At 73.9% G+C, this 20898-nt stretch carries 19 protein-coding genes; 5 read left to right on the top strand and 14 right to left on the bottom strand.

What is annotated here, in order from left to right:
• Nucleotides 1-3: 3 nt before the first annotated feature.
• The 9 genes from IEZ06_RS22180 to IEZ06_RS22220 all read right to left on the bottom strand — a co-directional run bounded on the left by IEZ06_RS22180 (nucleotide 4) and on the right by IEZ06_RS22220 (nucleotide 9707).
• The gene (locus IEZ06_RS22180; protein ID WP_189238618.1) at nucleotides 4-1266 is read right to left on the bottom strand and encodes a glycosyltransferase family 4 protein; all 1263 of its coding nucleotides are present in this window, start codon (nucleotides 1264-1266) and stop codon (nucleotides 4-6) included.
• Nucleotides 1263-2585: a lipopolysaccharide biosynthesis protein gene (locus IEZ06_RS22185; protein ID WP_189238619.1), complete on the bottom strand. Its 1323-nt coding sequence runs from the start codon at nucleotides 2583-2585 to the stop codon at nucleotides 1263-1265. Before IEZ06_RS22185 ends, IEZ06_RS22180 begins: the two co-directional genes overlap by 4 nt.
• A gap of 67 nt (nucleotides 2586-2652) precedes the next feature.
• Entirely contained in the window at nucleotides 2653-3909 is a 1257-nt protein-coding gene (locus tag IEZ06_RS22190) for a glycosyltransferase family 4 protein (protein ID WP_189238620.1), read from the bottom strand.
• Nucleotides 3906-4679 (bottom strand): NTP transferase domain-containing protein, encoded by a 774-nt coding sequence (locus IEZ06_RS22195; RefSeq protein ID WP_229798543.1) that lies wholly within the window; start codon nucleotides 4677-4679, stop codon nucleotides 3906-3908. The genes IEZ06_RS22190 and IEZ06_RS22195 overlap by 4 nt, the downstream gene beginning before the upstream one ends.
• On the bottom strand, nucleotides 4672-5367 hold the full coding sequence (locus tag IEZ06_RS22200; RefSeq protein WP_189238621.1) for an HAD family hydrolase: 696 nt from the start codon (nucleotides 5365-5367) through the stop codon (nucleotides 4672-4674). The genes IEZ06_RS22195 and IEZ06_RS22200 overlap by 8 nt, the downstream gene beginning before the upstream one ends.
• Nucleotides 5364-6632 carry a 2-phospho-L-lactate transferase CofD family protein gene (locus IEZ06_RS22205; protein ID WP_189238622.1) on the bottom strand — a complete coding sequence of 423 codons (1269 nt, stop codon included), beginning with the start codon at nucleotides 6630-6632 and terminating at the stop codon, nucleotides 5364-5366. Before IEZ06_RS22205 ends, IEZ06_RS22200 begins: the two co-directional genes overlap by 4 nt.
• Nucleotides 6629-7543 carry a glycosyltransferase family 2 protein gene (locus tag IEZ06_RS22210; protein ID WP_229798545.1) on the bottom strand — a complete coding sequence of 305 codons (915 nt, stop codon included), beginning with the start codon at nucleotides 7541-7543 and terminating at the stop codon, nucleotides 6629-6631. Before IEZ06_RS22210 ends, IEZ06_RS22205 begins: the two co-directional genes overlap by 4 nt.
• Before the next feature lie 26 nt (nucleotides 7544-7569).
• Nucleotides 7570-8307: a hypothetical protein gene (locus tag IEZ06_RS22215; RefSeq protein ID WP_229798547.1), complete on the bottom strand. Its 738-nt coding sequence runs from the start codon at nucleotides 8305-8307 to the stop codon at nucleotides 7570-7572.
• A gap of 386 nt (nucleotides 8308-8693) precedes the next feature.
• Nucleotides 8694-9707: a glycosyltransferase family 2 protein gene (locus IEZ06_RS22220; protein WP_189238623.1), complete on the bottom strand. Its 1014-nt coding sequence runs from the start codon at nucleotides 9705-9707 to the stop codon at nucleotides 8694-8696.
• Nucleotides 9708-10264: 557 nt separating this feature from the next.
• Between IEZ06_RS22220 and IEZ06_RS22225 the strand changes: the two genes are divergently transcribed.
• Together IEZ06_RS22225 and IEZ06_RS22230 are read left to right on the top strand one after the other, a co-directional pair.
• Nucleotides 10265-11416 (top strand): epoxide hydrolase family protein, encoded by a 1152-nt coding sequence (locus tag IEZ06_RS22225; protein ID WP_189238624.1) that lies wholly within the window; start codon nucleotides 10265-10267, stop codon nucleotides 11414-11416.
• A gap of 73 nt (nucleotides 11417-11489) precedes the next feature.
• On the top strand, nucleotides 11490-12512 hold the full coding sequence (locus IEZ06_RS22230) for a TerC/Alx family metal homeostasis membrane protein (protein ID WP_189238625.1): 1023 nt from the start codon (nucleotides 11490-11492) through the stop codon (nucleotides 12510-12512).
• 91 nt (nucleotides 12513-12603) lie between these two features.
• Here the strand turns inward: IEZ06_RS22230 and IEZ06_RS22235 are convergent, their stop codons facing one another.
• Complete coding sequence (locus tag IEZ06_RS22235; protein ID WP_189238626.1) at nucleotides 12604-13230, bottom strand: nucleoside/nucleotide kinase family protein; 627 nt, start codon at nucleotides 13228-13230, stop codon at nucleotides 12604-12606.
• A gap of 185 nt (nucleotides 13231-13415) precedes the next feature.
• Between IEZ06_RS22235 and IEZ06_RS22240 the strand changes: the two genes are divergently transcribed.
• Complete coding sequence (locus IEZ06_RS22240; RefSeq protein ID WP_373293906.1) at nucleotides 13416-14033, top strand: RNA polymerase sigma factor; 618 nt, start codon at nucleotides 13416-13418, stop codon at nucleotides 14031-14033.
• Complete coding sequence (locus IEZ06_RS22245) at nucleotides 14026-15063, top strand: CU044_5270 family protein (RefSeq protein ID WP_189238627.1); 1038 nt, start codon at nucleotides 14026-14028, stop codon at nucleotides 15061-15063. Before IEZ06_RS22240 ends, IEZ06_RS22245 begins: the two co-directional genes overlap by 8 nt.
• 49 nt (nucleotides 15064-15112) lie before the next feature.
• On the opposite strand, the gene IEZ06_RS22250 is transcribed toward IEZ06_RS22245, so the two are convergent.
• Together IEZ06_RS22250 and IEZ06_RS22255 are read right to left on the bottom strand one after the other, a co-directional pair.
• Entirely contained in the window at nucleotides 15113-16861 is a 1749-nt protein-coding gene (locus IEZ06_RS22250; RefSeq protein ID WP_203872073.1) for a serine/threonine-protein kinase, read from the bottom strand.
• A 28-nt stretch (nucleotides 16862-16889) separates the two neighbouring features.
• Nucleotides 16890-18188, bottom strand: coding sequence for a glycosyltransferase family 4 protein (locus IEZ06_RS22255; protein ID WP_229798548.1), 1299 nt, complete (start codon nucleotides 18186-18188; stop codon nucleotides 16890-16892).
• Nucleotides 18189-18431: 243 nt separating this feature from the next.
• Here IEZ06_RS22255 and IEZ06_RS22260 point away from each other — a divergent pair, with 243 nt between their 5' ends.
• Nucleotides 18432-19031 carry a TetR family transcriptional regulator gene (locus IEZ06_RS22260; protein ID WP_189238628.1) on the top strand — a complete coding sequence of 200 codons (600 nt, stop codon included), beginning with the start codon at nucleotides 18432-18434 and terminating at the stop codon, nucleotides 19029-19031.
• 42 nt (nucleotides 19032-19073) lie between these two features.
• On the opposite strand, the gene IEZ06_RS22265 is transcribed toward IEZ06_RS22260, so the two are convergent.
• Together IEZ06_RS22265 and IEZ06_RS22270 are read right to left on the bottom strand one after the other, a co-directional pair.
• Complete coding sequence (locus IEZ06_RS22265; protein ID WP_189238629.1) at nucleotides 19074-19901, bottom strand: ABC transporter permease; 828 nt, start codon at nucleotides 19899-19901, stop codon at nucleotides 19074-19076.
• A complete protein-coding gene (locus IEZ06_RS22270) occupies nucleotides 19898-20638 on the bottom strand; it encodes an ABC transporter ATP-binding protein (protein WP_203872074.1) in 741 nt (246 codons plus the stop codon). The genes IEZ06_RS22265 and IEZ06_RS22270 overlap by 4 nt, the downstream gene beginning before the upstream one ends.
• Between the last annotated feature and the right edge of the window lie 260 nt (nucleotides 20639-20898).

Below are 20898 nucleotides of genomic sequence, written 5' to 3' on the forward strand. Positions count from 1 at the left end.
CGGCTACCGGCTGCGGGGGACGGCCCCCTTCAGCGCCGACCGGTACACCGCGAGCGTCTCCTCGGCGGCCCGGGCCCAGCTCAGCCGCTCCCGCACGAACCGCTCGCCGTTCTCGGCGAGCGCGCGGCGCAGCTCCGGGTCCGTCATGACGTCGATCACGCTGCGGGCGATATCGCCGGGGTCGGCGGTGCGCACGAACCGCGCCGCGGGCCGATCCGGGTCGCCGAGGAAGATCCGGGAGAACCCGTCGCCGAGGATCGTCGGCCTGGCCAGGGCCATGGCCTCGGTCGCCACCAGGCCGAACGGCTCGAACAGGGAGGGGAAGACGCAGGCGTCGGCCATCGTGTAGTACTCCAGCAGGGCCCGGCCGTCGACGAACCCGTCCGAGGTGAGGACGCGTCCTTCCAGCCCGGCCTCGGCGGCGATGCGCTCGATACCGTCCCGGTCGCCCTCCCCGACGAGGACCAGCCGCAGCCCGGGGACGGCGGCCGCGATCCGCGGCATCGCCTCCAGAAGCTGGTAGACGCCCTTCTGCCGTTCCAGGCGGCCGACGAACAGCAGGACCGGGTCCCCGGCTGCGATGCCGAGCCGGGCGCGCAGGGCGGCGGCGCCCGCACGGAGCCCGTCCCGGTCGAGGCCGGGGTCGGCGAGCACCCGTTCGAACGTGCCGCCCAGGCACACGACGTCCAGCGCCGCCGGATCCCAGCCGGCGGCGGTGAGCTGCTCGCGCACCTCCGGGGTGGCGACCACGACGCGGCGGGCGATCCGCCCCAGCCACCGCTCGACGGCGGCGAACACGCCGAGCGGGTCGGTGATGCTGCGCTGCGGGGCCACGCCGTACTCGGTGGTGTGCACGTGCAGGACGACCGGGAGCCGCAGCACGTAGTGGCAGAGCAGTCCGGCGAGGAAGTTCGTCGAGTCGTGCACGGCGACCAGGTCGGGCCGCCCGCTGCGGCCCGCCCGCAGCAGTCGCAGGAAGTACCGCCAGTTGCTGGCCACGACGTTCGCCGCGAGCAGGGCGAACTCGGCCCGGCGGGTGCGGTTGAGGCGCCGCCTGCGGCCGAGCGCGCCGAGGATCCGGCCCGGGGGCCGGTAGACGGTGACGGCGCCGCGCCGCTCGTGCACCGGCCGGTCACCGGTGTCGTTGAGGGTGAAGACCGCCAGCGGCCGGTGGCCGGCCAGATGCGGGACGATCTCCTCGGCGTAGCGGCCGAGCCCCGCGGTGATGTTGGGCGGGAACTGGTTGATGACGTGGACGATCTTCACGGTGCGGTCTCCTGGGACGGTGCGGTCTCCTGGGAACGGTCCGCGCCCGCCGGGACCGCCCGCCGGTACGTCCGGGTCGCGGCGGCGGCCACGAGGGCGACGAGGATGAGATTGCTCAGCGCGAACGCCACCAGCGCCCCGGTCAGGCCGTGCCAGGCGGTGAGCGCCGCCTGGCAGGCGAGTGCGACGGGCGTCCCGGCGACCATGCAGGCGATGAGCACCTTGGCGCCGCGCACCCCGTCCATCAGCAGGGCGGTGGAGTAGAGGTTGAACACCATGTGGGCGCCCATCCCCGCGGCCGACAGCGCCATCAGGTCGAGTTCGTACGGGTACTGGTCGCCGAGCAGGAGGAAGAACACGGTGCTGCCCGCGAACGACAGGAGCACCGTGGCCGCGGCGACCATCGGGGTGATCCGGCCGATGCGCCGCAGCAGGGCGGGCTTGTCCATGGTAGCCAGCGTGGGCAGCAGCACCAGGCCGATCCCGTCGGTGAACAGCACGCCGAACAAGCGCTTGGGAAAGCCATTGTACACCGAGTACACGCCGACGTCGGCCGGACCCGCCCAGTGGTTGAGGAAGATCACATCGACCCCGAACACCAGGGCGGTGAACACGGCGAGGACGGTCACGTAGGCGCCGTGCCGGTACAGCGAGCGCGCCAGTGCCGGCGACCAGGAGCGGGGGACCACCTCGAGGCCCGCCACGGCCGCGACGGCGAAGGCGGCGTTCGTGGCGATGAGCGCGACCAGGTAGAACTCGGCGTCCCGGATGCCCAGGACGAGCAGGCAGTAGGACGAGCCGCCCAGGTAGGCGACGGCGACGGCGAGCTTGAGGACGGCGGTGAGCACGTACCTCTTCAGGCCGCGCAGGAGGCTCTCGGTCAGCTGGTTGGCCGTCATCGCCGCCGCCAGCGCCAGGGAGAAGCACAGCGTGCGGACGTCGACGCCGAGCAGGGCGGTCAGCGGCCCGGCGGCCAGCAGCCCGGCGGCGGTCAGGGCCGCGGTCAGCCCCAGCGCGGACAGCAGCGCCGTCGTCACCAGGGCCGGGCGGTCCGGGGGCTCGGCCCGGGGCAGTTCCTGGTACATGACGTAGTGCAGGCTCATCAGCATGCCGACGGTGAGGATCGTGGCGATCGTCAGGACCACGGTGAAGTGGCCGAACGCCGCGGCGCCGATCTCCCGGGCGATGACGAGCCCGGTCGCCGCGGTCACCCCGCTGGCGGCGGCGCCCGTCACCGTCGGCCCGACCGCCCAGCCGCGGCCGTGCAGCAGCTGCGCGGCCCGGGCGCGCAGGCCTCCGGCCGTCCCGCGGGGCGTCATCGGACGGCCTCGCGGTCCGTCATCGCGAGCGGTGCGGGCGCCGCGGGCGCCGCGGGTGCCATGGCCGTCACCGGGCGGCCTCGCCGTACGCCGCCAGGGTGAGCTCTGCGGTCCGCGACCAGGTGAACCGCTCGCGCACGTGCGCGGCGCCGCGCGCGGCGAGCCGGGCGGCGGCCTCCGGGTCGCCGAGGCAGCGCAGCAGGGCGGCGGCCAGTTCCTCCGGCGAGTCGCGCCCGCACCGGACCGCCCCGTCCCCGACCACCTCCGGGGAGTAGCCGGGCCCGACGACCACCGGCCGGGCCAGCGCCATCGCCTCGACGGCGACCAGCCCGAACGGCTCGTAGACGGACGGGAAGACGCACACGTCGGCGGCCAGGAAGTGCGCGAACACCTCGGGGGAGTCCAGGAACCGGTAGCCGGCGACGACGTGCCGGCCGACGCCCTCCTTCTCGATCAGCCGGGCCACCTCCGCGTTGTCGTCGGTGCGCGGGGCCTGCGCGCCGAGGAGCACGATCCGCACGTCGTCGTGTTCCCGCGCCACCCTGGACGCCGCCCGGATCAGCGTGCGGACGCCCTTGTGCGGCGACAGGCGCCCGGCGAAGACGACGAGCCGCCCCCGCCCGCCGGGCAGGTGGCGGCTCCGGACCTCCGCGCGGAGGCGGTCGCGGTCCGCGCCGGGCAGCCCGGCCAGCCGTACCAGGTCGGGATCCTCGAAGCCGTGCGGCACGACCCGCAGCCGGTCGCGCGGCCAGCCGCGGGCCGCGAGGTCGGCGCGCATGCCGTCGCTCGGCACCACGATCAGCCGCGCCGTGCGGGCCTGGAGCGTCTCGAGCGCGGCGATGCCGGCGGCCACCGGCGACCGGCGCCGGGACGGGCCGGTGTCGAACTCGCGGCTGTGGACGTGGAACACCACCGGAGTACGGCCGAGCACCCGGCACAGGATCCCGGCGAGGCAGCCCATCCAGTCGTGCACGGCGACGACCGAGCCGGGCCGGCCGGCGCCCGCGCGCAGGACGCGGGCCGCGACGCGCACGTTGAACAGGACCAGCCCGGCGATCCGGGCCAGTCGCCGGACGGGCAGCGGCGCCCGCGAGTCCCCGGCGCGACCGGCGCCGATCGTTCGCACCCGGTGCAGCGTGACGTCGCCGGCCCGCTCCGTCCGCGGGGACCGGGAGCCCGGCCCGGCGGTCCCGAACACCTCCACCGGGACGCCGGAGCGCTCCAGCGCGGCCGTCATCCGCTCGGCGTACCGCCCGAGCCCGCCGACGACCTCGGGCGGGAGCTCGGAGCAGACGACGTGGACCCGGTGCGGCCGGTCCGTCATTCTGGGCTCCGCAGGAACGCCCGCCTGGCGAACGCGAGGTCGGCCTCGGTGTTGACGCCGCGTGCCTCGACGGGGTCGGCGACCGGCACCGCCGTCACCCGCCAGCCGCAGGACCGCGACAGGTGGGGCAGGAACGGCAGGAAGTTGACCTCGCCGGTGGCCGCCCCGGGGACGGCGCCGGCCAGGTAGTGCTCCCACGCCGCGGCCAGCCCGTCCGTGCTCAGGCAGAACACGCCGACGTCGCTGAGCCCGCCGGGGCGGCACTCGTCGCCCTCCCGGGACTGCCGCACCCGCACCAGGCGGGACCCGGCCAGCTCGTACTCGACGTACGGGTCGGGCATCGGCACCAGGGGGAGGGTGAGCCCCGGCCGCCCCTCCGGGTCGTCCCGGCGGTGGGCGTCCACGACCCGGCGCACGGTCTCCGGTGACAGGTTCGCCTGGTCCCCCCAGACGACCAGGGCCGCGTCGTACGGCTCCCAGTGCGCGGCGGCGCCGAAGACGGCGTCGCCCATGCCCCGCGGCTCGTCCTGGACACCGACCGTGACCGTGCCCCGTTCGATCTCCTCGGCCACCAGGTCCCGGAACGGGCCCTCGCCGGCGGGGGAGACCACGACGTGGACGTGGTCCGTCCACGGCCGCAGCCGCCGGTGCAGCAGGTGCCACACGGTGACGCCGTCGGCCACCTCGATCATGATCTTCGGGATGTCCAGTCCGAGGCGGCTGCCCCGCCCGGCCGCAGGGATCACCGCGCAGACGCGCCGGTCACTCACCGTCGCCGCCCTCCGTCTCGAACAGGGACACGATCTCGTCCAGGTCCCGCACCGGGACCGCTCCGGCGGCGGGCTCGGCCGCGTGGACCTGGAGCGTCACCAGCCCGGCGCCGACGGCGGACGCCACCCCGTGGACGGAGTCCTCCAGGGCGACGGCGTCGGCGGGGCCGACGGCCCAGTCGCGGCAGGCCTGGAGGTAGAACCGCGGGTCGGGCTTGCTCCACGGGACGTCGTCGGCGGTGAGCACGGCGCGGAAGCACCCGCCCAGCGAGCAGGCCGCCAGGACCCGCTCGACCGACCCCCGGCTGCCGCCGGTGACCAGGTACGGCGTGCGACCGCGGTCGGCCAGCAGGTCGAGGAGCCGGCGGGCGCCGGGGAACGGGGCCACCATCCCCGCGTCGACGTAGCCGCGGTACAGCTCCTGCTTGCGCCGGACCAGCCGCCGGGCGACGCCGCCGGCGGCGCCCAGGCCGGCCACCACCTCGCGGGTGCCCGTCCCGGCGTGCGCGTCGTACCGGAAGGAGCCGAGCAGCTCGGGGGCGATCTCGGCGATCGCGTCGCGGAACGCCGCCTCGTGGACCGGGGCGGAGTCCACGAGCGTGCCGTCGAGGTCGCAGAACCACACCCGCCGCCCGGTGATCGTCCCGGCGGAGGCGGAGGCGGAGGCCGGGCCCGTAGGCGGGCTCATCCGGCACCCACCAGGGACGCCTCGGCGGCGATGCCGGTCAGGGCCGAGACGGTGCGCCGGCCGCAGTGCGCGCCGGGGCGCCCGGGGTCCTCCAGGTCTCCGGTGATCCAGCGCACCCCCGCCCGGCCGCGGCCGGCGGCGCCCGCCGGAGCCGCCGGGCCGCCCGACGCCGTCGCGGCCCGGTGGCAGAGGACGTGGGTGACGGTGCGCCGCTCGTTGAGCGGGTCCCCGAGGTAGGCCAGGGTGCGGTCCACCAGGTCGGCCGCGCCGAGGCCCCGGACGTCGTGGTCGTCGCGGATGTTGACGACGAAGACCTTGGCCGCGGTCCGGTTCGCCGCGATCGCCTCCGCGAGGCCCGGAGTCAGGTAGCTGGGCAGCAGCGACGAGTGCGGCGTGCCGGGGCCGTACACGATGAGATCGGCGTGCCGGAGCGCGTCCCCGGCCTCCGGGTTCAGCGAGATCGCGGCGCGGGCGCGGGCCAGCGTCCGCCGCAGCCGGTCGGCGGGCTGCGCCTCCAGGGCGGCCCGGCACTCCGGGACGACGGGTTCGCCGAGCAGGAACAGGTCGGTGATGGCGGCGGTGTCCTGCGGCGCGACGATGTCGGCCTCGTCGGTCAGGAGGCGGCCGTTCTGCTTGAGCGCGACCAGGAAGGCGTTCTCACCGCCCGTCACGTTGACGAGCCGGGCCGGTGAGCCGAACGTGCGCGCGCACGAGCGGACCGCGGCGTTGAAGTCGCCGCCCAGCCGGAGGTACGCGCCGGCGAGCACGAGGTTGCCGAGCGCGCAGTCGGAGAGGTCGAACCCGCGCGGGTGCCCGTCGAGCCGGCGCAGGAAGACGGTCAGGTCCCGCACGATCGGCGTCCGGGACTCCGGCGGCAGCGCGGCGAACACCCGGTGGCCGCGCCGCCCGGCCGCGGTGGCCGCGCCGGGGTCCTCCGGCGCGGCGAGCGCGGCGACGAGGGCGCCGAGGTCCTCCCGGGTGCTCCCGGCGGGGAGCCGGTGGTCGAGGACGCTCATCAGCGCGGCCTGGCGCGGGTCGCCGCCGTCGAGGTGCAGCAGCAGGTTCTTGCGGAAGTCCGAGGGGCCCAGCATTCCGGGCAGGTAGCGGCGGAGGGCCCCGGTGGACTGGCCGTTGTCGTAGCCGTTGATCAGCAGGGAGAGGTCGACGCCCGGGGTCCGCAGGAGCCCGCGGGCGATGCTGGCCCCGCCCCGCCCGCCGCTGAACAGCACCACGGACGCCCGGCGGCCGGGGTACGGCGGGCTCATCGGACCTCCTCCGCTCCGGACGCGTCCGGCAGGCGCAGCACGCCCCGGCGCAGCAGCCACCGCCGGTAGCCGAGGTAGCCCACGAACAGGGCCCGGTCGCGGGCCCCGCGCCAGAACCGCCACCCGCGGCTGCCGCCGCCGCGTTCCCGGTGCTCGATCGGGATCTCCACCCAGGTGTGGCCGACCTCGGCGACGCGGGCGGTGATCTCGGTCGAGCAGTTCATCCCGCCGGACTCCAGCGGCAGCGCCCGCAGCAGCGGACCGCGCACCACCTTGAAGATCGAGTTGAAGTCGCGGTAGCGGGTGCGGTGCAGCAGGTTGCTGACCGCGCCGCTGGCCGCCGACCCCCACCGGTACGCCAGGCCGTCGGCCTTGCGGATCCGGGCTCCGGAGAAGGCGATCTCGTCACCGGCCTGGAGGCGCGGGAGGAACCGGTCGAGGTTGGCGATCGGGAACTGGCCGTCGGAGTCGAGCAGCACGACCCAGTCCAGCCGGGTGGCCGCGATCGCGGCGGCGATCGCGGCGCCCGCGCCGCGGTTGCGGTCGAAGCCGACGACGACGAGCTCGGGGCACTCCCGCTGCAGGTCCGCCAGGACGGCGCGGGTCGCGTCGGTGCTGCCGTCGTCGCACACGACGATCTCCCAGGCGCCGACCGCCGGATGCCGCCTCAGGTAGTCCCGCCATTCCGTCACCGCCGCCGCGATGTTCTCCGCCTCGTTGTAGGCGGGCGCCGCCACCGATATGCCGACGGGGGCGCCGGCGGCCGTGCCGGGGTCCGTATCGGGGGCCGTGCCGAAGACTCCGCCGGAGGCCGTGCCCGGGGCCGTGTCGAGAGCGGTGTCGGGGGCGGCGTCGAGGGCGGGGCCTGCGGCGGTGCCGCCGGCGCGGGGGATGCCGTGGGCGTGCGGCACGCTTCGCCTCCTCGTGGTGGTCCCGGTCACCGGACCGTGGTCTCCCCGGCCCCGAGCAGGCGGCCGATCCAGCGGTCCAGGGGGAGCAGGTTGACCGCGACGACGACCGGGACGTGCGCCAGGGTGAACAGGATCGCCGCGCCGAACGAGATCGGCCCGCCGGTGAACAGGTTGATGTGCGGGGCGTCGATGAGCTCGGGGATCTCGACCGGGTTGACCACCTGCCACATGACGTCGAGCAGGCCGGAGAACACGATGAGGATGCCGCTGACGGCGACCTGCAGGCAGCGTCCCGGGGTGCCGCCGCCGATCCGGTAGGCGGCGGCGACGGTGAGCACGATCCCCGGGTAGAGCAGCAGGTACAGGTGGGTGTAGAAGCCGTCGCCCTGGGCGCGGGCGGCGTCGCCGTAGTAGAACCAGCTGACCCGGGGGATCACGTACGCGGTGAAGAAGACGAACGGGATGTACAGCAGCCAGTGCAGGCGCCGCGACACCCACGGGAAGAACGCGATCGCACAGCACAGGCAGGCGAACGCGAGCAGCTTGACCACCAGCTCCCAGGCCGCCTGGATCTCCCGGCCGTGGGGGGCCAGCCATGAGATCGCGGCACCGGCGGTCCCGGCGGCCAGGGCGATCCACCACACGTGGGGAGCCCAGCCGCGCCGGGCGGCCAGGACGACGTCGCCGCCGCCGGCCCGGAGCTCCGCGGCGGGGATCCCGCCGCCGGGCGGTGGTGCGGACGACCTGCCGTCCTGCGTGGTCATGAGGTCCGGTCCCTTCTCTGAGGTCCCTGCACCGCGGTGGGGGACACCCCGGCGGGCCGGTGGCCGCCGACCGCGGTCTCTCCGGCCGGAACAGGCGGGGCCGTTCTCGTCTCCCGCCTCACGGAATCCGGCATCGGGGTACGTGATTTCGGTCCTGTTCTTTTCTGTGACTGTTCCGCCGTGATTTCGGACACTGCGCGCACAATGGCTGTCCGAGGTCGGATCCCGGCGGCCGGGCCGGTGCCGGGACGCCCCTTCTTCGTATTCGGACGCGATGCATTCGCAGTCGTCGTTTCGCTTCGGTGAGTTTCGGCGCAGGGCATGCCGCGCTTCTCCATATTCTTCATGTGAACGTACTGTCCGGTGGATGATCTCCGATCCCGCGGTCATCGGCCGGGAATCGGTTTCCTTTTCCTGGCCAGGGCGCCGAGCGAGGGGAGCGCCCGTGGGGAGCCGGCGGCCAGGCCGGCGATGAGCACCACGTGGACGGCGAAGTGGACGGCCATGAAGTAGGCGGTGAAGGCCGTCCCGCGCTGCCGGCGGACGAACCTCAGCAACCCGGGGTCGGCGAGGACGAACCCCGTGACCAGGGTCGCGGGCACCGCGAGCAGGACGGGGTGCAGCACGGTCAGCGGGAGCGACGCCAGGGCGAGCCCGCAGGCGAGGATCCCGGCGGACCGGTTCGCCCGCGCCGGCCTGGCGTCGCCGGAGGTGCCCCGCGCCGCGGCCACCGCCATCAGCGGGATCACGGGCAGGGCCCGCCGCCACTGCTCGGCGAGGATCGGCAGCAGCCGGCTCCCGTCGTCGTGGCGGCCCACGACCGTGTCGGTGAGCACGATGCGGCACTGGAGGGCGAGCCGGCTGCTGTACTCGACGTCTTCGGAGTCCCGTAGCCTCTCGTCGAATCTTCCCGCCGCGAGCAGCGCCTCGCGGCGGACGGCGGCCAGGGCGAACACGGCGCTGCTGACCTCGCCCAGCTGGCGGCGGCGCCAGTGGACGGCGTGCAGGATGCGGTACCGCTCGATCGGCCCGTCGTCGATGAGCGGCTCGGTGTCGTAGATGCCGTGCACGCAGCCGTAGCCGGGATCGCGCCGGAGGACCTCCACGGCGTTGGCGACCGCGTCGGGCCGCAGCGCCACGTCGGAGTCCAGGAAGAAGACGACGTCCCCGGTGGTGTGCTCGACGCCTGCGTTCCGGGCGCCCGAGACCCCGCGGTTCTCGGGCAGCCGGAAGACACGGCAGCCGAGTTCCTCCGCGATCGCCGCGGAACCGTCGGTGCTCGCGTCGTCGACCACGACGATCTCATCGGGCCGGAGGGTCTGGGACAGCACCGACTCCAGGCACAGGCGCAGGGTCCTGGCCGCGTTGTAGCACGGAACGATCAAGGAAATCGTGGTCATGGATCCAGCCGCTCTGGCGGCCGAGAATGGCGGGGGCATCGTCGGCCGCGAATTTCAAGCACTCATCGCCGTACGGTCCGCGGGATTTTCCGCGGAGCGACCGACGGGGAATCTCCGGACGCATCGCCGGTCGCACGCCGCGGAAGTGCGACGGAATCCGTCTCGTGCGACGCGGCGTGCCGCCGAGGACGAGTTTCGAATGGGAGTTCCGTCGGCCGCGCGGTTCTTACTGTAAAGAGTCTTTTCTTGTCAGGGACTTCCCTCTCGGGGATGCGAGGGTGCCCCGTACGACGGGTTCACTTTCATTTGCGCCCACCGTAGTAGGGCTTGATCCGATATTCAATACGTCTGGACCAAAAATTGGGAGCGCTCCCACAGAGACGTTCCGGCCACCGGGAGAGGCCGCCCCGGACGCCGGCGCCGGCAGGGAGGCGACCGGGGGTACGGCGGTGGTGGCGCGCGTCGGACGGCTCGGCCGACCCGGAGGCGGTGACCGCGGAGGGCACGGCCGTCCGGCGGGCGAGCCCCCCGCCGCGCCGGATGGCAGTGTGGTGGCCATGAGCGACGACGCCGCGATCCGGCCCTTCCGCATCGACATCCCCCAGGCCGACCTCGACGACCTGCGCGACCGGCTGCGCCGCACCCGGTTCCCCGACGGGCTGCCGGGTGCGGGCTGGGACCTGGGGGTGCCGCCGGACTACCTCAGGGAGCTCGCCGACCACTGGGCCACCGCCTACGACTGGCGGGCGCACGAGGCGCGCATCAACTCCTTCCCGCAGTTCACCACCGTGATCGACGGCCAGAACGTGCACTTCCTGCACGTCCGCTCACCCGAACCCGGCGCGCTGCCGCTCGTGCTCACCCACGGCTGGCCCGGCTCCGTCGTGGAGTTCCTGGACGTCATCGGCCCGCTGTCCGATCCCCGCGCGCACGGCGGCGACCCCGCCGACGCCTTCCACCTCGTCATCCCGTCCATGCCCGGCTACGGGTTCTCCGGCCCGACCACCGAGAGGGGCTGGGGCGTGCGCCGCATCGCCCGGGCGTGGGCCGTGCTGATGGACCGGCTGGGCTACGACCGCTACGGGGCGCAGGGCGGCGACTGGGGATCGATGGTCTCCCGCGAGCTCGGCCTGGCCGATGCCGGGCACGTCGTCGGTGTGCACCTCAACTTCCTGCTGACCGTCCCGACCGGCGCGCCGGGGGAGCCGGACGACCTGACCGCGGCCGACAGGGCGCGGCTGGAGGGCCTCGGCCGCTTCCTGGACGACATGTCCGGCTACCTGAAGATCCAGTCCACCCGGCCGCAGACGCTCGCCTACGGCCTGGCCGACTCCCCGGCCGGGCAGCTGGCCTGGATCGTGGAGAAGTTCAAGGAGTGGACCGACTCGGAGCGGGTCCCCGAGGACGCCGTCGACCGCGACCGGCTGCTCACCAACGTGACGGTGTACTGGCTGACCAACACCGCGGGCTCCTCGGCACGGCTGTACTACGAGTTCGCGCGCGAGCGGAACCGGCCGGAGGTCTCCGCGACCCCGACGGGGGTCGCGGTCTTCCCCCGCGAGATCGCCCCGCCCGTTCGCCGGCTCGCCGAGCGGAGCGAGAACATCGTGCACTGGACCGAGTTCGACCGCGGCGGCCACTTCGCCGCGCTGGAGCAGCCCGAACTCCTGGTCGGGGACGTGCGGGCGTTCTTCCGCCGGTTCCGCTGACCCGGGGTACGGCGGGCGGCGGCGGGGAAGACGAGAGGGGTGGTGTTCGTGTAGCGGACGGAAGCAGGACGAGATGACCATCGACTCGCTGGGGGCCTGGGCCATCGTCGTGGGGATCGTGGTCGTCCTGCTCGTCCTCGACTTCATGGTGGCCGCCCGCCGCCCGCACGCCGTGGGGATGAAGGAGGCCGCCCTCTGGTCGGTGTTCTACCTGGGGGCGGGCGTCGTCTTCGGGCTCGCGCTCTGGCCGCTGGCGGGCCCGCACATCGCGACCGAGTACTTCGCGGGGCTGATCGTCGAGAAGAGCCTCTCGGTGGACAACCTCTTCGTCTTCGTGGTCATCATGAGCCGGTTCGCGGTGCCCGCCCGCCACCAGCAGAAGGCGCTGCTGTTCGGCATCGCGGCCGCCCTGGTCATGCGGGTGGTCCTGATCACCGCGGGCGCGGCGGCGATCTCGTTCTTCTCGCCGACGTTCCTGCTGTTCGGCCTGCTCCTGCTCTGGACCGCCGTGCAGCTCTTCCGGCACCGGAACGACGACCCCGACCCCGGCGACAACCCGCTGCTGCGCTGGGTCCGCCGCGTCCTCCCCGTCACCGGCGACTTCCACGACGGCCGGCTCCTGGCCAGGGAGGACGGCCGGCGCGTGATCACACCGATGTTCCTCGTCTTCGTCGCCATCGGCAGCACCGACCTGCTCTTCGCGCTCGACTCGATCCCGGCGATCTTCGGGATCACCCAGCACCCGCTCCTGGTCTTCTCCGCCAACGCCTTCGCCCTGCTCGGCCTGCGCGCCCTCTACTTCCTCCTCGAAGGGCTGCTGGAGCGGCTGGTCTACCTGTCGATCGGGCTCTCCGCGATCCTCGCGTTCATCGGCGTCAAGCTGATCCTGGTCTTCCTGCACCGGGAGGTGTCGGCGGAGATCCCGGAGATCCCCACCCTCGCGTCGCTCGGCGTGATCCTCGTCGTGCTGCTCGTCACGGTCGTCCTGAGTCTCAGGCGGGTCCGGCGGCATCCGGAGGAGCGGGCGCACGCCGGAGCGGTGTACCTGCGCCCCGAGCGCGACGGCGACCCGGGCGGGAACCCGGACGGGAAGTGACCCGCAGACCGCACGCGGGGCAGGGGCGCCGCGACGGGCGGCGTTCCGGCGGTCGTCCGGTCCGGCACGGCCCGGCACCGGCCCCGCCGGGCTACCCGATCACGACCGCGGGGTGCCGCGGGTCGTCCACCCGGACGACGACGTCGGCCGTCCCCGCCGGTTCGGCCTCCTGCTCGTAGCGCTCGTAGGCGGGCAGCGTCCAGTGCAGCTCCGGGTCGGTACGGCGGGCCAGCGCGCCGGAGGAGAGCCGCAGGTGCACGGTCAGGTCGAACGGGAGCCACCGGCCCAGCAGCAGCGCCCCGTCCAGCAGCAGCACCGCCCCCGGCGGCAGGGTGACGTACGGCGCGCGCGTCGCCCGGTCGGTCGCCTTGTTCCACAACGAGGGCAGGACCCTGCCCGAGCCGCCCGGGTCCAGCGGCGCCAGCACCTCGCGGGTCAGGCCGCCCGCGTCCAGCCAGTCCTCGTAGAAGGCGTCCGGGTCGGTCCTGCCGTGCTCGAAGCGGAGTGAGGCCGGACGCAGGAAATCCCACGCGGACACGCGCATGGCCTCGCGGCCGCGCAGCCGGAGCGGCCCGGCCAGCGCGTCCGCGAGGTCACCGGGCCGGGCGGCGGGCGCGCCGTCGACCGCCACCCGCACCCAGGAGTCCGCGGGCGCCGCGGCGATCCGGTCGGCGAGTTCCTCGGCCAGAGACGACATGGAGATGGGGCGTACACGCATCCCGCCATCCTGCCAACGGCGGACGCCGCCCGCGGACCGGTGGGCCCGCGGACTCCCGGCGGCTCCCGGCAGTACGGCACGGCGGCCGGGAACCGGCCGTGAACCCTCAACGGCGTATCGGGTGAGAGGAAGGTGAACACCATGGACGGACCCCGGGGATCCGGGGCCGGACGATCGGAGCCGGATTGATCGCGCACACAGACCGCGCCGGGGCGGCCGAGGACGCCGGTGACGTCGGCGACGCCGAGGTGATCCGGAGGTCCCTGGAGGAGCCGGAGGCGTTCGCGCTCCTGTTCGACCGGTACGCCCCGGAGATCCACCGCTACGCCGTCCGGCGGCTGGGCGACTCCCTGGCCGACGACGTGGTCGCCGACACGTTCCTGGCGGCGTTCCGGCGGCGCGACCGCTACGACCTGACCCGGCCGGACGCCCGCCCCTGGCTGTACGGCATCGCCGGGAACCTCATCGGCAGGCACCGCCGGGTGGAGATCCGGTCCTACCGAGCGCTGGCCAGGACCGGAGTCGACGAGGTGGCCGAGAGCTACGCCGACCGGGTGGACGCCCGGGTGAGCGCCTCGGCCGTGCAAGAGGACCTGGCCGGGGCGCTGGCCGGGCTCTCGGCCGGGGACCGGGAGGTGCTGCTGCTGGTCGCCTGGGCCGACCTCACCTACGACGAGGTCGCCGAGGCGGTGGGGATCCCCGTCGGCACGGTCCGCTCACGGCTCCACCGGGCCAGGAGGAAGTCCCGCGCCGCGCTCGGCGGCGCCGACCCGACGGCTATCGAGGAGGAGCGTCATGGATGAGCTGAGCGCGCTGCGCGAGATGCGCGCGCAGGCGCCGGAGGCGGACGCCGACCGGCTCGGGCCCGCCCGGGAGCGCCTCATGGCGGCCGCGCGGACCGCTCCGGCAGGGACGGCCACCGGCCGTCGCCGGCTCCGGTCCGGCCGTCCGGCACGCCCGCGCTCCGGCGGACTGGGAAGGATCGTGCCGGCCGGGATGATCGGCCTGGCGGCCGCCCTCGCGCTGGTGGCCGTACAGGTCGCGCCGACCGGTCCGCCCGGCGGGGACGGCGCCCCCGCGACGCCCGCGGTGGCCGCGCGGTACGCCGAGACGGCCGTGGTGCTGGAGCGGGCGGCGCTCGTCGCCGAGTCCCGGCCGGCGGCCGCGGCCCCCCGCGCGGACCAGTGGCAGTACCGCAGGTACGTCACCGTGCAGCCGAACGGGGACGGCGAGGTGCAGGAGCACGAGGAGTGGCTCCGCTACGACGGCCGGCAGAACGCCGGATACGACCTGGACGGCGCTTTCCGGGTCCAGGACGTGCCGCCGGACCCGGGCGACGACGACCTCTCACCGGAGAAGTACGCCGAGAGGCTCCGCAGGCTGCCGACGGACCCGGACGAGCTCCTGGCGCACGTCACCGGGGACCGGCACTGGATCGACCTGCCGAAGGAGGACCCGGGCGGGGCCGAGCCCCCCGACGCCCGTGCCTTCCGGGTGCTCTCCGTCTACCTGGGCCAGCGGGCCGTCATGCCGCCGGAACTGGAGGCGGCGATCTACCGCGCGCTGGCGAGGATCCCCGGGGTGGCGGTGGAGCTCGGCGTCCGCGACGCGGCGGGCCGGGCGGGACTGGGCGTCTTCCACCGTCCCGCGGGAGAGGAGCGGGAGCGCCGCTACCTCATCCTCGAACCGGACACCTTCCGCTACCTGGGGAGCCGGACCGTGTGGCTGCGCGACGAGGTGATCGGCGGGGAGGTGGCGTTCACCGCGGGCAGCGCCTACGTCACGGCCGAGCTGGCCTCGACGATCGTGGACCGGCCCGGGCAGCGGTCCTGACCGCCCGCGGCGGGCCCGCCACCGGGGGCCGGGCCCGCCGCGGCGCCGATCAGTACGGCCGGAAGAGCGTGCCCGTCTCCTCCGGCCCGAGGATCCCCCCGAGGCAGCGGTAGGTGCGGTCGCCGTCGGCGAACTGCTGCTTCGAGGGCGGCAGCACCGTCGAGCGCCACTTCCCGGCGGCGATCTTGCGGGCGTCGCCGTACCGGGAGGCGAGCATGATCCGCGACGCGCACACCTTCTTCACGGTCGGGTTCTTCTCCACCACCTGCTGGACGTGGGTGGAGACGTCCGACGGCAGGGTGGCGACCGCGTAGGTCTCCCAGTAGTGCGCCTCCTCGCAGCCGACCCGTCCCGCGCTCGCGTCGCCGGCCATGACGAGCAGACCGCTCCAGCACTCGGCCTCGGCCACGCACGCGGCCCCCGCCCCGGAGACCCCGGCGGCGGGGCAGCCCGCGGTGACGGTGTCGACCCCCTCGATCGCGGCGGACTTCGCCGGAGCCTCCTCCCCGGCGGAACCCTCGCTCCCGGCGGAGGCCGGGCCCCCGTCCGCCGCGGGGCCGTCGGTGCTCTCCCCGGTGGAGGAGAACCCGGCCGACAGGCCGCCCCCCACGCCGCCCTCCATGTACATCAGCCCGACCCCGGCCAGCAGCAGGATGACGAACGCCACCGCCACGGCGGCGAACACCTTGCCGTTGGACCCGCCGGACGCCGCGGGGACCGCGGGGGCCTGGGTGTGCGCGAGTTCCCGCAGACCAGGCGAGGTCGGATGCGCGCGCACCGGTTCACCACCGGGCCCGCCCCCCGTTCCAGACGGACCGGACGGACCGGGCGGACCGGACGGCGGCCGTCCGGGCGGCATGCCGTACGGCGAGGGCCCGGTGGCGGACGGCCCTCCCGCGGGGAGCCCCGTCGCGAACCCGGACGGGGTCGCCGAGGGGGTCGCGGGGGAGAAGGGGAGGGGGGCTGCGGCGTGCCGGGCCAGGCGCAGGTCGGTGAGAGCGTCGCGCAGGGCCGCGACCGAGGGGGTGCGCCGGGCCGGATCCGAGGCCATCGCCTGCCGGAGCACCTCGGTCAGCTCCGGCGGCACCCCCGGGATCTCCGGGATCGGCTGCCGGTGCAGGGCCATGATGACCGCGAGGTTGGCCACGCCGTTCTCCGGGAAGCGCGGCGGGCGGCCCGACAGCAGCGCGTACAGCGTGGCGGCGAGGGAGTAGACGTCCCCCGCGGCGGTGGGCTCGCTCAGCTCGAACGCCTCGGGCGGCGCGTAGGCGGGCGTGAGCGACTCGCGCGTCACCGACATCTCACCGCCCGCCGACGGCATGGTGGCCAGCCCGAAGTCCGACAGCACCACGTTGCCGTAGCGGTTGACCAGGATGTTGGCGGGCTTGATGTCGCGGTGCAGCACGCCGACGGCGTGCGCGGCCGAGAGCGCGTCGGCGATCCGGACGCCGATGTCGGCGACCTCGGCGGGGGCCAGCCGCCCCTCGGCGCGCAGCCGGTCCAGCAGCGACCCGCCCGGGCACAGCTCCAGCACCATGTACGGCCGGCCGTCGGGCAGCACCCCGGCGTCGTAGACGTGGGCGACGTGCGGGTGGCCGGACAGCGCCCCGGCGGAGGTGACCTCGCGCATGAAGCGGCGCCGGTCGCGCTCGGAGACCAGGACCCGGTTGTCGACCTTGAGCGCGACCTCCCGCTCCACGGCCAGCTGCCGGGCCCGGTAGACGATCCCGAAACCGCCCTGACCGAGCACGCCGGACACCTCGTAGCCCGGGACCGCCACGGCACCTGCTTCGGCCACCTGCCACCTCCTGGAGAGAGCGGCAAGATTACCGGAAGTTCGCTTTCATCCCGGTTGAATTGCGTTCCGTCAGGTCGTCCAGCAGCTCGTCCCACATCGCGCCGACCGTGTCGAGGTCGTAGCCGGCGGCCGTCACCAGGGCGTTCCCGCCGAGCCTGCGGCGCAGCTCCCGGTCCTCGATGAGCCGGCAGACGGCCTCGGCCAGCGCGGACGGCTTCTTGGGACCCACGAGCAGCCCGTCGTGCCCGTGAGTGATGATCTCCCCCGGCCCGTGCGGGCAGTCGAAGCTGACCACCGGCACGCCCTTGCTCATCGCCTCCAGGATCGTCATGCCGAACCCCTCGTAGCGCGAGCTGACGACGTAGACCGACGCCTTCGACAGCTCCACGCCGAGCTCCGCCGCCCGCCCCATCAGGAACACGCTGCCGGACAGGCCCGCCTCCTCGATCCTCGCGCGCAGCCGGTCCTCCGCCTTCCGCGTGCCCGCGCCGTAGATGCGCAGCACCCAGTCCGGATGCTCCGCCGCGACGTGCTTCCAGGCCGCGACCAGGCGGTCGAAGCCCTTGGCGTGCACCAGCCGGCCGGCGGCCGCCACGACCTTCTCCTCCAGCCCCGAGACGTCGCCCGCGAGGTCGGGAAGGGCGTTGGGGATGCGGACCAGGCGCCGCGGCGGGGCGGCACTCAGCAGCCCGGCGTACTGGTCGCGGTCGGCGCGGGTGAGGGTGACGAAGGCGTCGAGCCTGCCGTACCTCCGCTTGGCCAGGCGCAGGACCTCCGGGGCGTGCACGCCGTACGTGACGTGCTCCTGGCCGACGGTGACGATCTCGGGCGGCGCGAACAGCGCGGTGACGAGGTTGAACGCGGGGCGGGTGGAGACCACGACGCCGGAGCGGAACGAGCGCAGGCGGCGCACCAGGCACAGGTCGGTCCAGAGGTTCAGGGCATGATGGACCCGCTCCTGCTCGGGCACCAGGAGACTGGGGAAGCGCGACAGCAGCCGGGCGAGCGGCCCGGCGGGCACGGTCCGGTCGTCCAGGAACGACACCCGCACACCGGGCGGAACGGGGAAGAACGGCTCCCTGGCCGTCCGGACCACGCTGACGATCTCCACGTCGCGCTCCCTCGCGAGGTAGCCGGCGAGGTTGAACACGGTACGGATCGTCCCGCCCATGCCGTAGGCGTGCTGCAGCAGGATCCGGACCGTCCCGGCGTCCGGCGCCGGAGCCCGGCGCGCCCGCCTGGCGTTGAGCACCTGCAGCAGCCGCAGCGCCACCCGCGCCGTCAGCCCGCGAATCCTCCCCGTCGCCTTCCTCGCCGCTTTCCCCATCGAATCGCCCGCCACCAGAAGAGTCCCCTGCCCGACCGGTCCGCCCGCCCGAAGGCGCGTTCTGCGAAGCTGGCCCTGCCCGGGATGCAGGGAAATATCCGTCGGAAACCGCCATGAGACCTTTAAGAGAGACAGGACCTCCATGACGGGGCCCTCGGGCGGCGTCCTCCGGCGGGACGGGAAGCGGCGGGCCCGGGATCGGCCCTCCCGCTTATCCTGATCTTTCTTCCGAAAGGGGCATTCGTGAGCGGACGGGATCCGGAGCGGCGGCGGGCGCTCCTGGACGCCGCGGACCGGGTGATCCGGCAGGAGGGCCCGGAGGCGTCCATGGCCGCGATCGCCGCCGAGGCCGGGGTCACCAAGCCCATCCTCTACCGGCACTTCGGTGACAAGAGCGGGCTCTACCAGGCGCTGGCCGGCAGGCACGTCCGGAGCGTGGTCGGCCTCCTGCGGCCCGAGTTCGACAGGGCCGGGACCGACCTGCGCGGCCGCGCCCGCTCCGCGGTCACCGCCTACCTCGACATGATCTCGGCCAACCTGAACCTCTACCGGTTCCTCTTCCACCGGGCCGGCGCGGAGGACAGCCGGACCCACTCCCAGATGACCGCGGTCGTACGCGGGCTGGGGGAGGAGCTCGGCCGGGTGATCGCCGCGGAGTCGGAGGTCCTCGACCCGGTCCGCGCCCAGGTGCTCGGGCACGCCTTCGTCGGCATGGTCCAGGCCACCGGGGACTGGTGGCTGGAACATCCCGAGGTGGACCGGACCGAGGTCGTCGAGGGCCTGGTCAGCGTGATCGTGGCGGCGATGTCCGTCACCCCGGCATCGGCGGCCCGTCCCCGCTGACCCGTCCCCCGGCCGCTCCTCCCGGGGCCGTTCCTCCCGCGGTCATTCTCCGAAGCGGGACAGCTTCCCGTGGGAGCGGGCGTAGCGCAGCGTCCACGCGAACAGTCCCAGCGTCGCCGCCAGGTAGACGGCGGCCAGCACCGCCGCCCAGGCCAGGGAGTCCCACGGTACGGCGCCGCCGTCCAGGACGGTCCGCATGCCGGTGAACACGTGCGTCGCCGGAAGGAACGAGGCGACGGCCTGGAGCGGCGCGGGCAGCACCTCGACCGGGTAGAAGATCCCGGCCAGCGGCTGCACGACGAAGACCAGCGACCAGGCGATGACCTGGGCGTTCTCCCCGAAGCGGAGGACGGCCGAGATGCCCACCAGGCCCAGGGACCAGCCCATCACCAGCAGCAGCGCCATGAACGGCACCAGCCCGGCGCCGAAGGAGGTGACGCCGAAGCCGTAGAAGGCCAGCGCGAGGCCCGCCATGACGGCCACGGCGAAGACCACCTTGCCGAAGGAGAACAGGATCAGGCCGATGACGTACTCGACGGTGGAGAGCGGGCTCACCTGGACGTTGAGCAGGTTCCTGCTCCAGATGTCCTCCAGGAACGCGATCGAGATCTCGTTGCTGGCCTTCTGCAGCACCTGCCAGAGGAGGACGGCGCCGATCAGGAAGGCCACCACGAACGGGACCTGCTGCGACTGCAGGAACACCGTCACGAAGCCCCAGACGAGCAACTCGATCGTCGGCCAGAACACGATCTCGAACATCCGGATCGGGCTGCGCCGCAACGCGGCGAAGTCCCGGCGGACCACGCCTCCGATGCGCGTCATGCGCGCCGGGACGCTGAGCGGGGGATGGGTCACGGTCGCGGGTGTCATGGGCGGGTCACCTCGGGTCGTGAGCGGGCCACCTTGAGGAAGACCTCCTCCAGGCTGTCCGCGCTGTAGACGTCGGCGAGTTCGGCGGCGCTGCCGCTCGCGACGATCCGTCCGGCGGACATGAAGTGGATGCGATCGCACATCCGCTCCACCTCCTGCATGTTGTGAGAGGTGATCAGCATGGCCCGGTCGTGCTCCCGGGCGACGCGGACCAGGAGGCTCCGGATCCGGTCTCCGGCGTCCGGGTCGAGGTTGGCGGTCGGCTCGTCGAGGATGAGCAGGCTGGGCTCGTTGACGAGCGCCTTGGCCAGCTGGACGCGGGTGCGCTGGCCGGAGGAGAGCTCCATCACCTTGCGCCTGCGCAGGGAGCCGAGGTCGAGCAGTTCGATGAGCTCCCCGACGCGGGCCCCGGGGTCGCGCACGCCGTACAGCCGGGCGAAGACGTCCAGCACCTCGCGGACCTGCAGCACTCCGGGCAGGTCCACGTAGCTGGCGGCGAAGTTGATCCGGCTGAGGACCTCGACGCGGTGGCGCTCCAGGTCCAGGCCGAACATGCGGATGCTCCCGGAGTCGGGAGTGATGAGTCCCAGGAGCATGTGCAGGGTGGTGGACTTGCCTGCGCCGTTGGGGCCGAGGAGCCCGATGATCTCGCCGGCGCCGACGTCGAGGCTCACCTCGTGGACGGCGGTCACCGCACCGAATCTCTTCGCCAGGGCCTTGGCCTCAAGAATCGTCACCCTCCAAGCGTGCGCCCCGTCACAGGGGCCGGGCAAAGGGTTTTCGGGGGCGGCCACGCCGATTTGACGAGGTGGACGAGGGTGCATAAAGTTCACCGGGCCTGAGGAGCCGGCGGTGACGCCGGGACCCGGGACCCCTTGATCAACTCCACTCGATTCGACACGAATCGGATGCTCGGGTAAGTTCGAGGGGTTGCCTCGGAAACGGGGCGGTCCGAATTCCAGACGGATCAGCCAGACCGGGTCAAATTGACACGGAA

The sequence above is a fragment of the Planomonospora antibiotica genome (genome assembly GCF_014647955.1).
GTDB lineage: Bacteria > Actinomycetota > Actinomycetes > Streptosporangiales > Streptosporangiaceae > Planomonospora > Planomonospora parontospora.

Coding starts and splice junctions, on each gene's coding strand:
- IEZ06_RS22185 (WP_189238619.1), bottom strand. CDS start 2,585: ATGACGCCCCGCGGGACGGCCGGAGGCCTGCGCGCCCGGGCCGCGCAG.
- IEZ06_RS22190 (WP_189238620.1), bottom strand. CDS start 3,909: ATGACGGACCGGCCGCACCGGGTCCACGTCGTCTGCTCCGAGCTCCCG.
- IEZ06_RS22200 (WP_189238621.1), bottom strand. CDS start 5,367: ATGAGCCCGCCTACGGGCCCGGCCTCCGCCTCCGCCTCCGCCGGGACG.
- IEZ06_RS22205 (WP_189238622.1), bottom strand. CDS start 6,632: ATGAGCCCGCCGTACCCCGGCCGCCGGGCGTCCGTGGTGCTGTTCAGC.
- IEZ06_RS22215 (WP_229798547.1), bottom strand. CDS start 8,307: ATGACCACGCAGGACGGCAGGTCGTCCGCACCACCGCCCGGCGGCGGG.
- IEZ06_RS22220 (WP_189238623.1), bottom strand. CDS start 9,707: ATGACCACGATTTCCTTGATCGTTCCGTGCTACAACGCGGCCAGGACC.
- IEZ06_RS22225 (WP_189238624.1), top strand. CDS start 10,265: ATGAGCGACGACGCCGCGATCCGGCCCTTCCGCATCGACATCCCCCAG.
- IEZ06_RS22230 (WP_189238625.1), top strand. CDS start 11,490: ATGACCATCGACTCGCTGGGGGCCTGGGCCATCGTCGTGGGGATCGTG.
- IEZ06_RS22235 (WP_189238626.1), bottom strand. CDS start 13,230: ATGCGTGTACGCCCCATCTCCATGTCGTCTCTGGCCGAGGAACTCGCC.
- IEZ06_RS22245 (WP_189238627.1), top strand. CDS start 14,026: ATGGATGAGCTGAGCGCGCTGCGCGAGATGCGCGCGCAGGCGCCGGAG.
- IEZ06_RS22255 (WP_229798548.1), bottom strand. CDS start 18,188: ATGGGGAAAGCGGCGAGGAAGGCGACGGGGAGGATTCGCGGGCTGACG.
- IEZ06_RS22265 (WP_189238629.1), bottom strand. CDS start 19,901: ATGACACCCGCGACCGTGACCCATCCCCCGCTCAGCGTCCCGGCGCGC.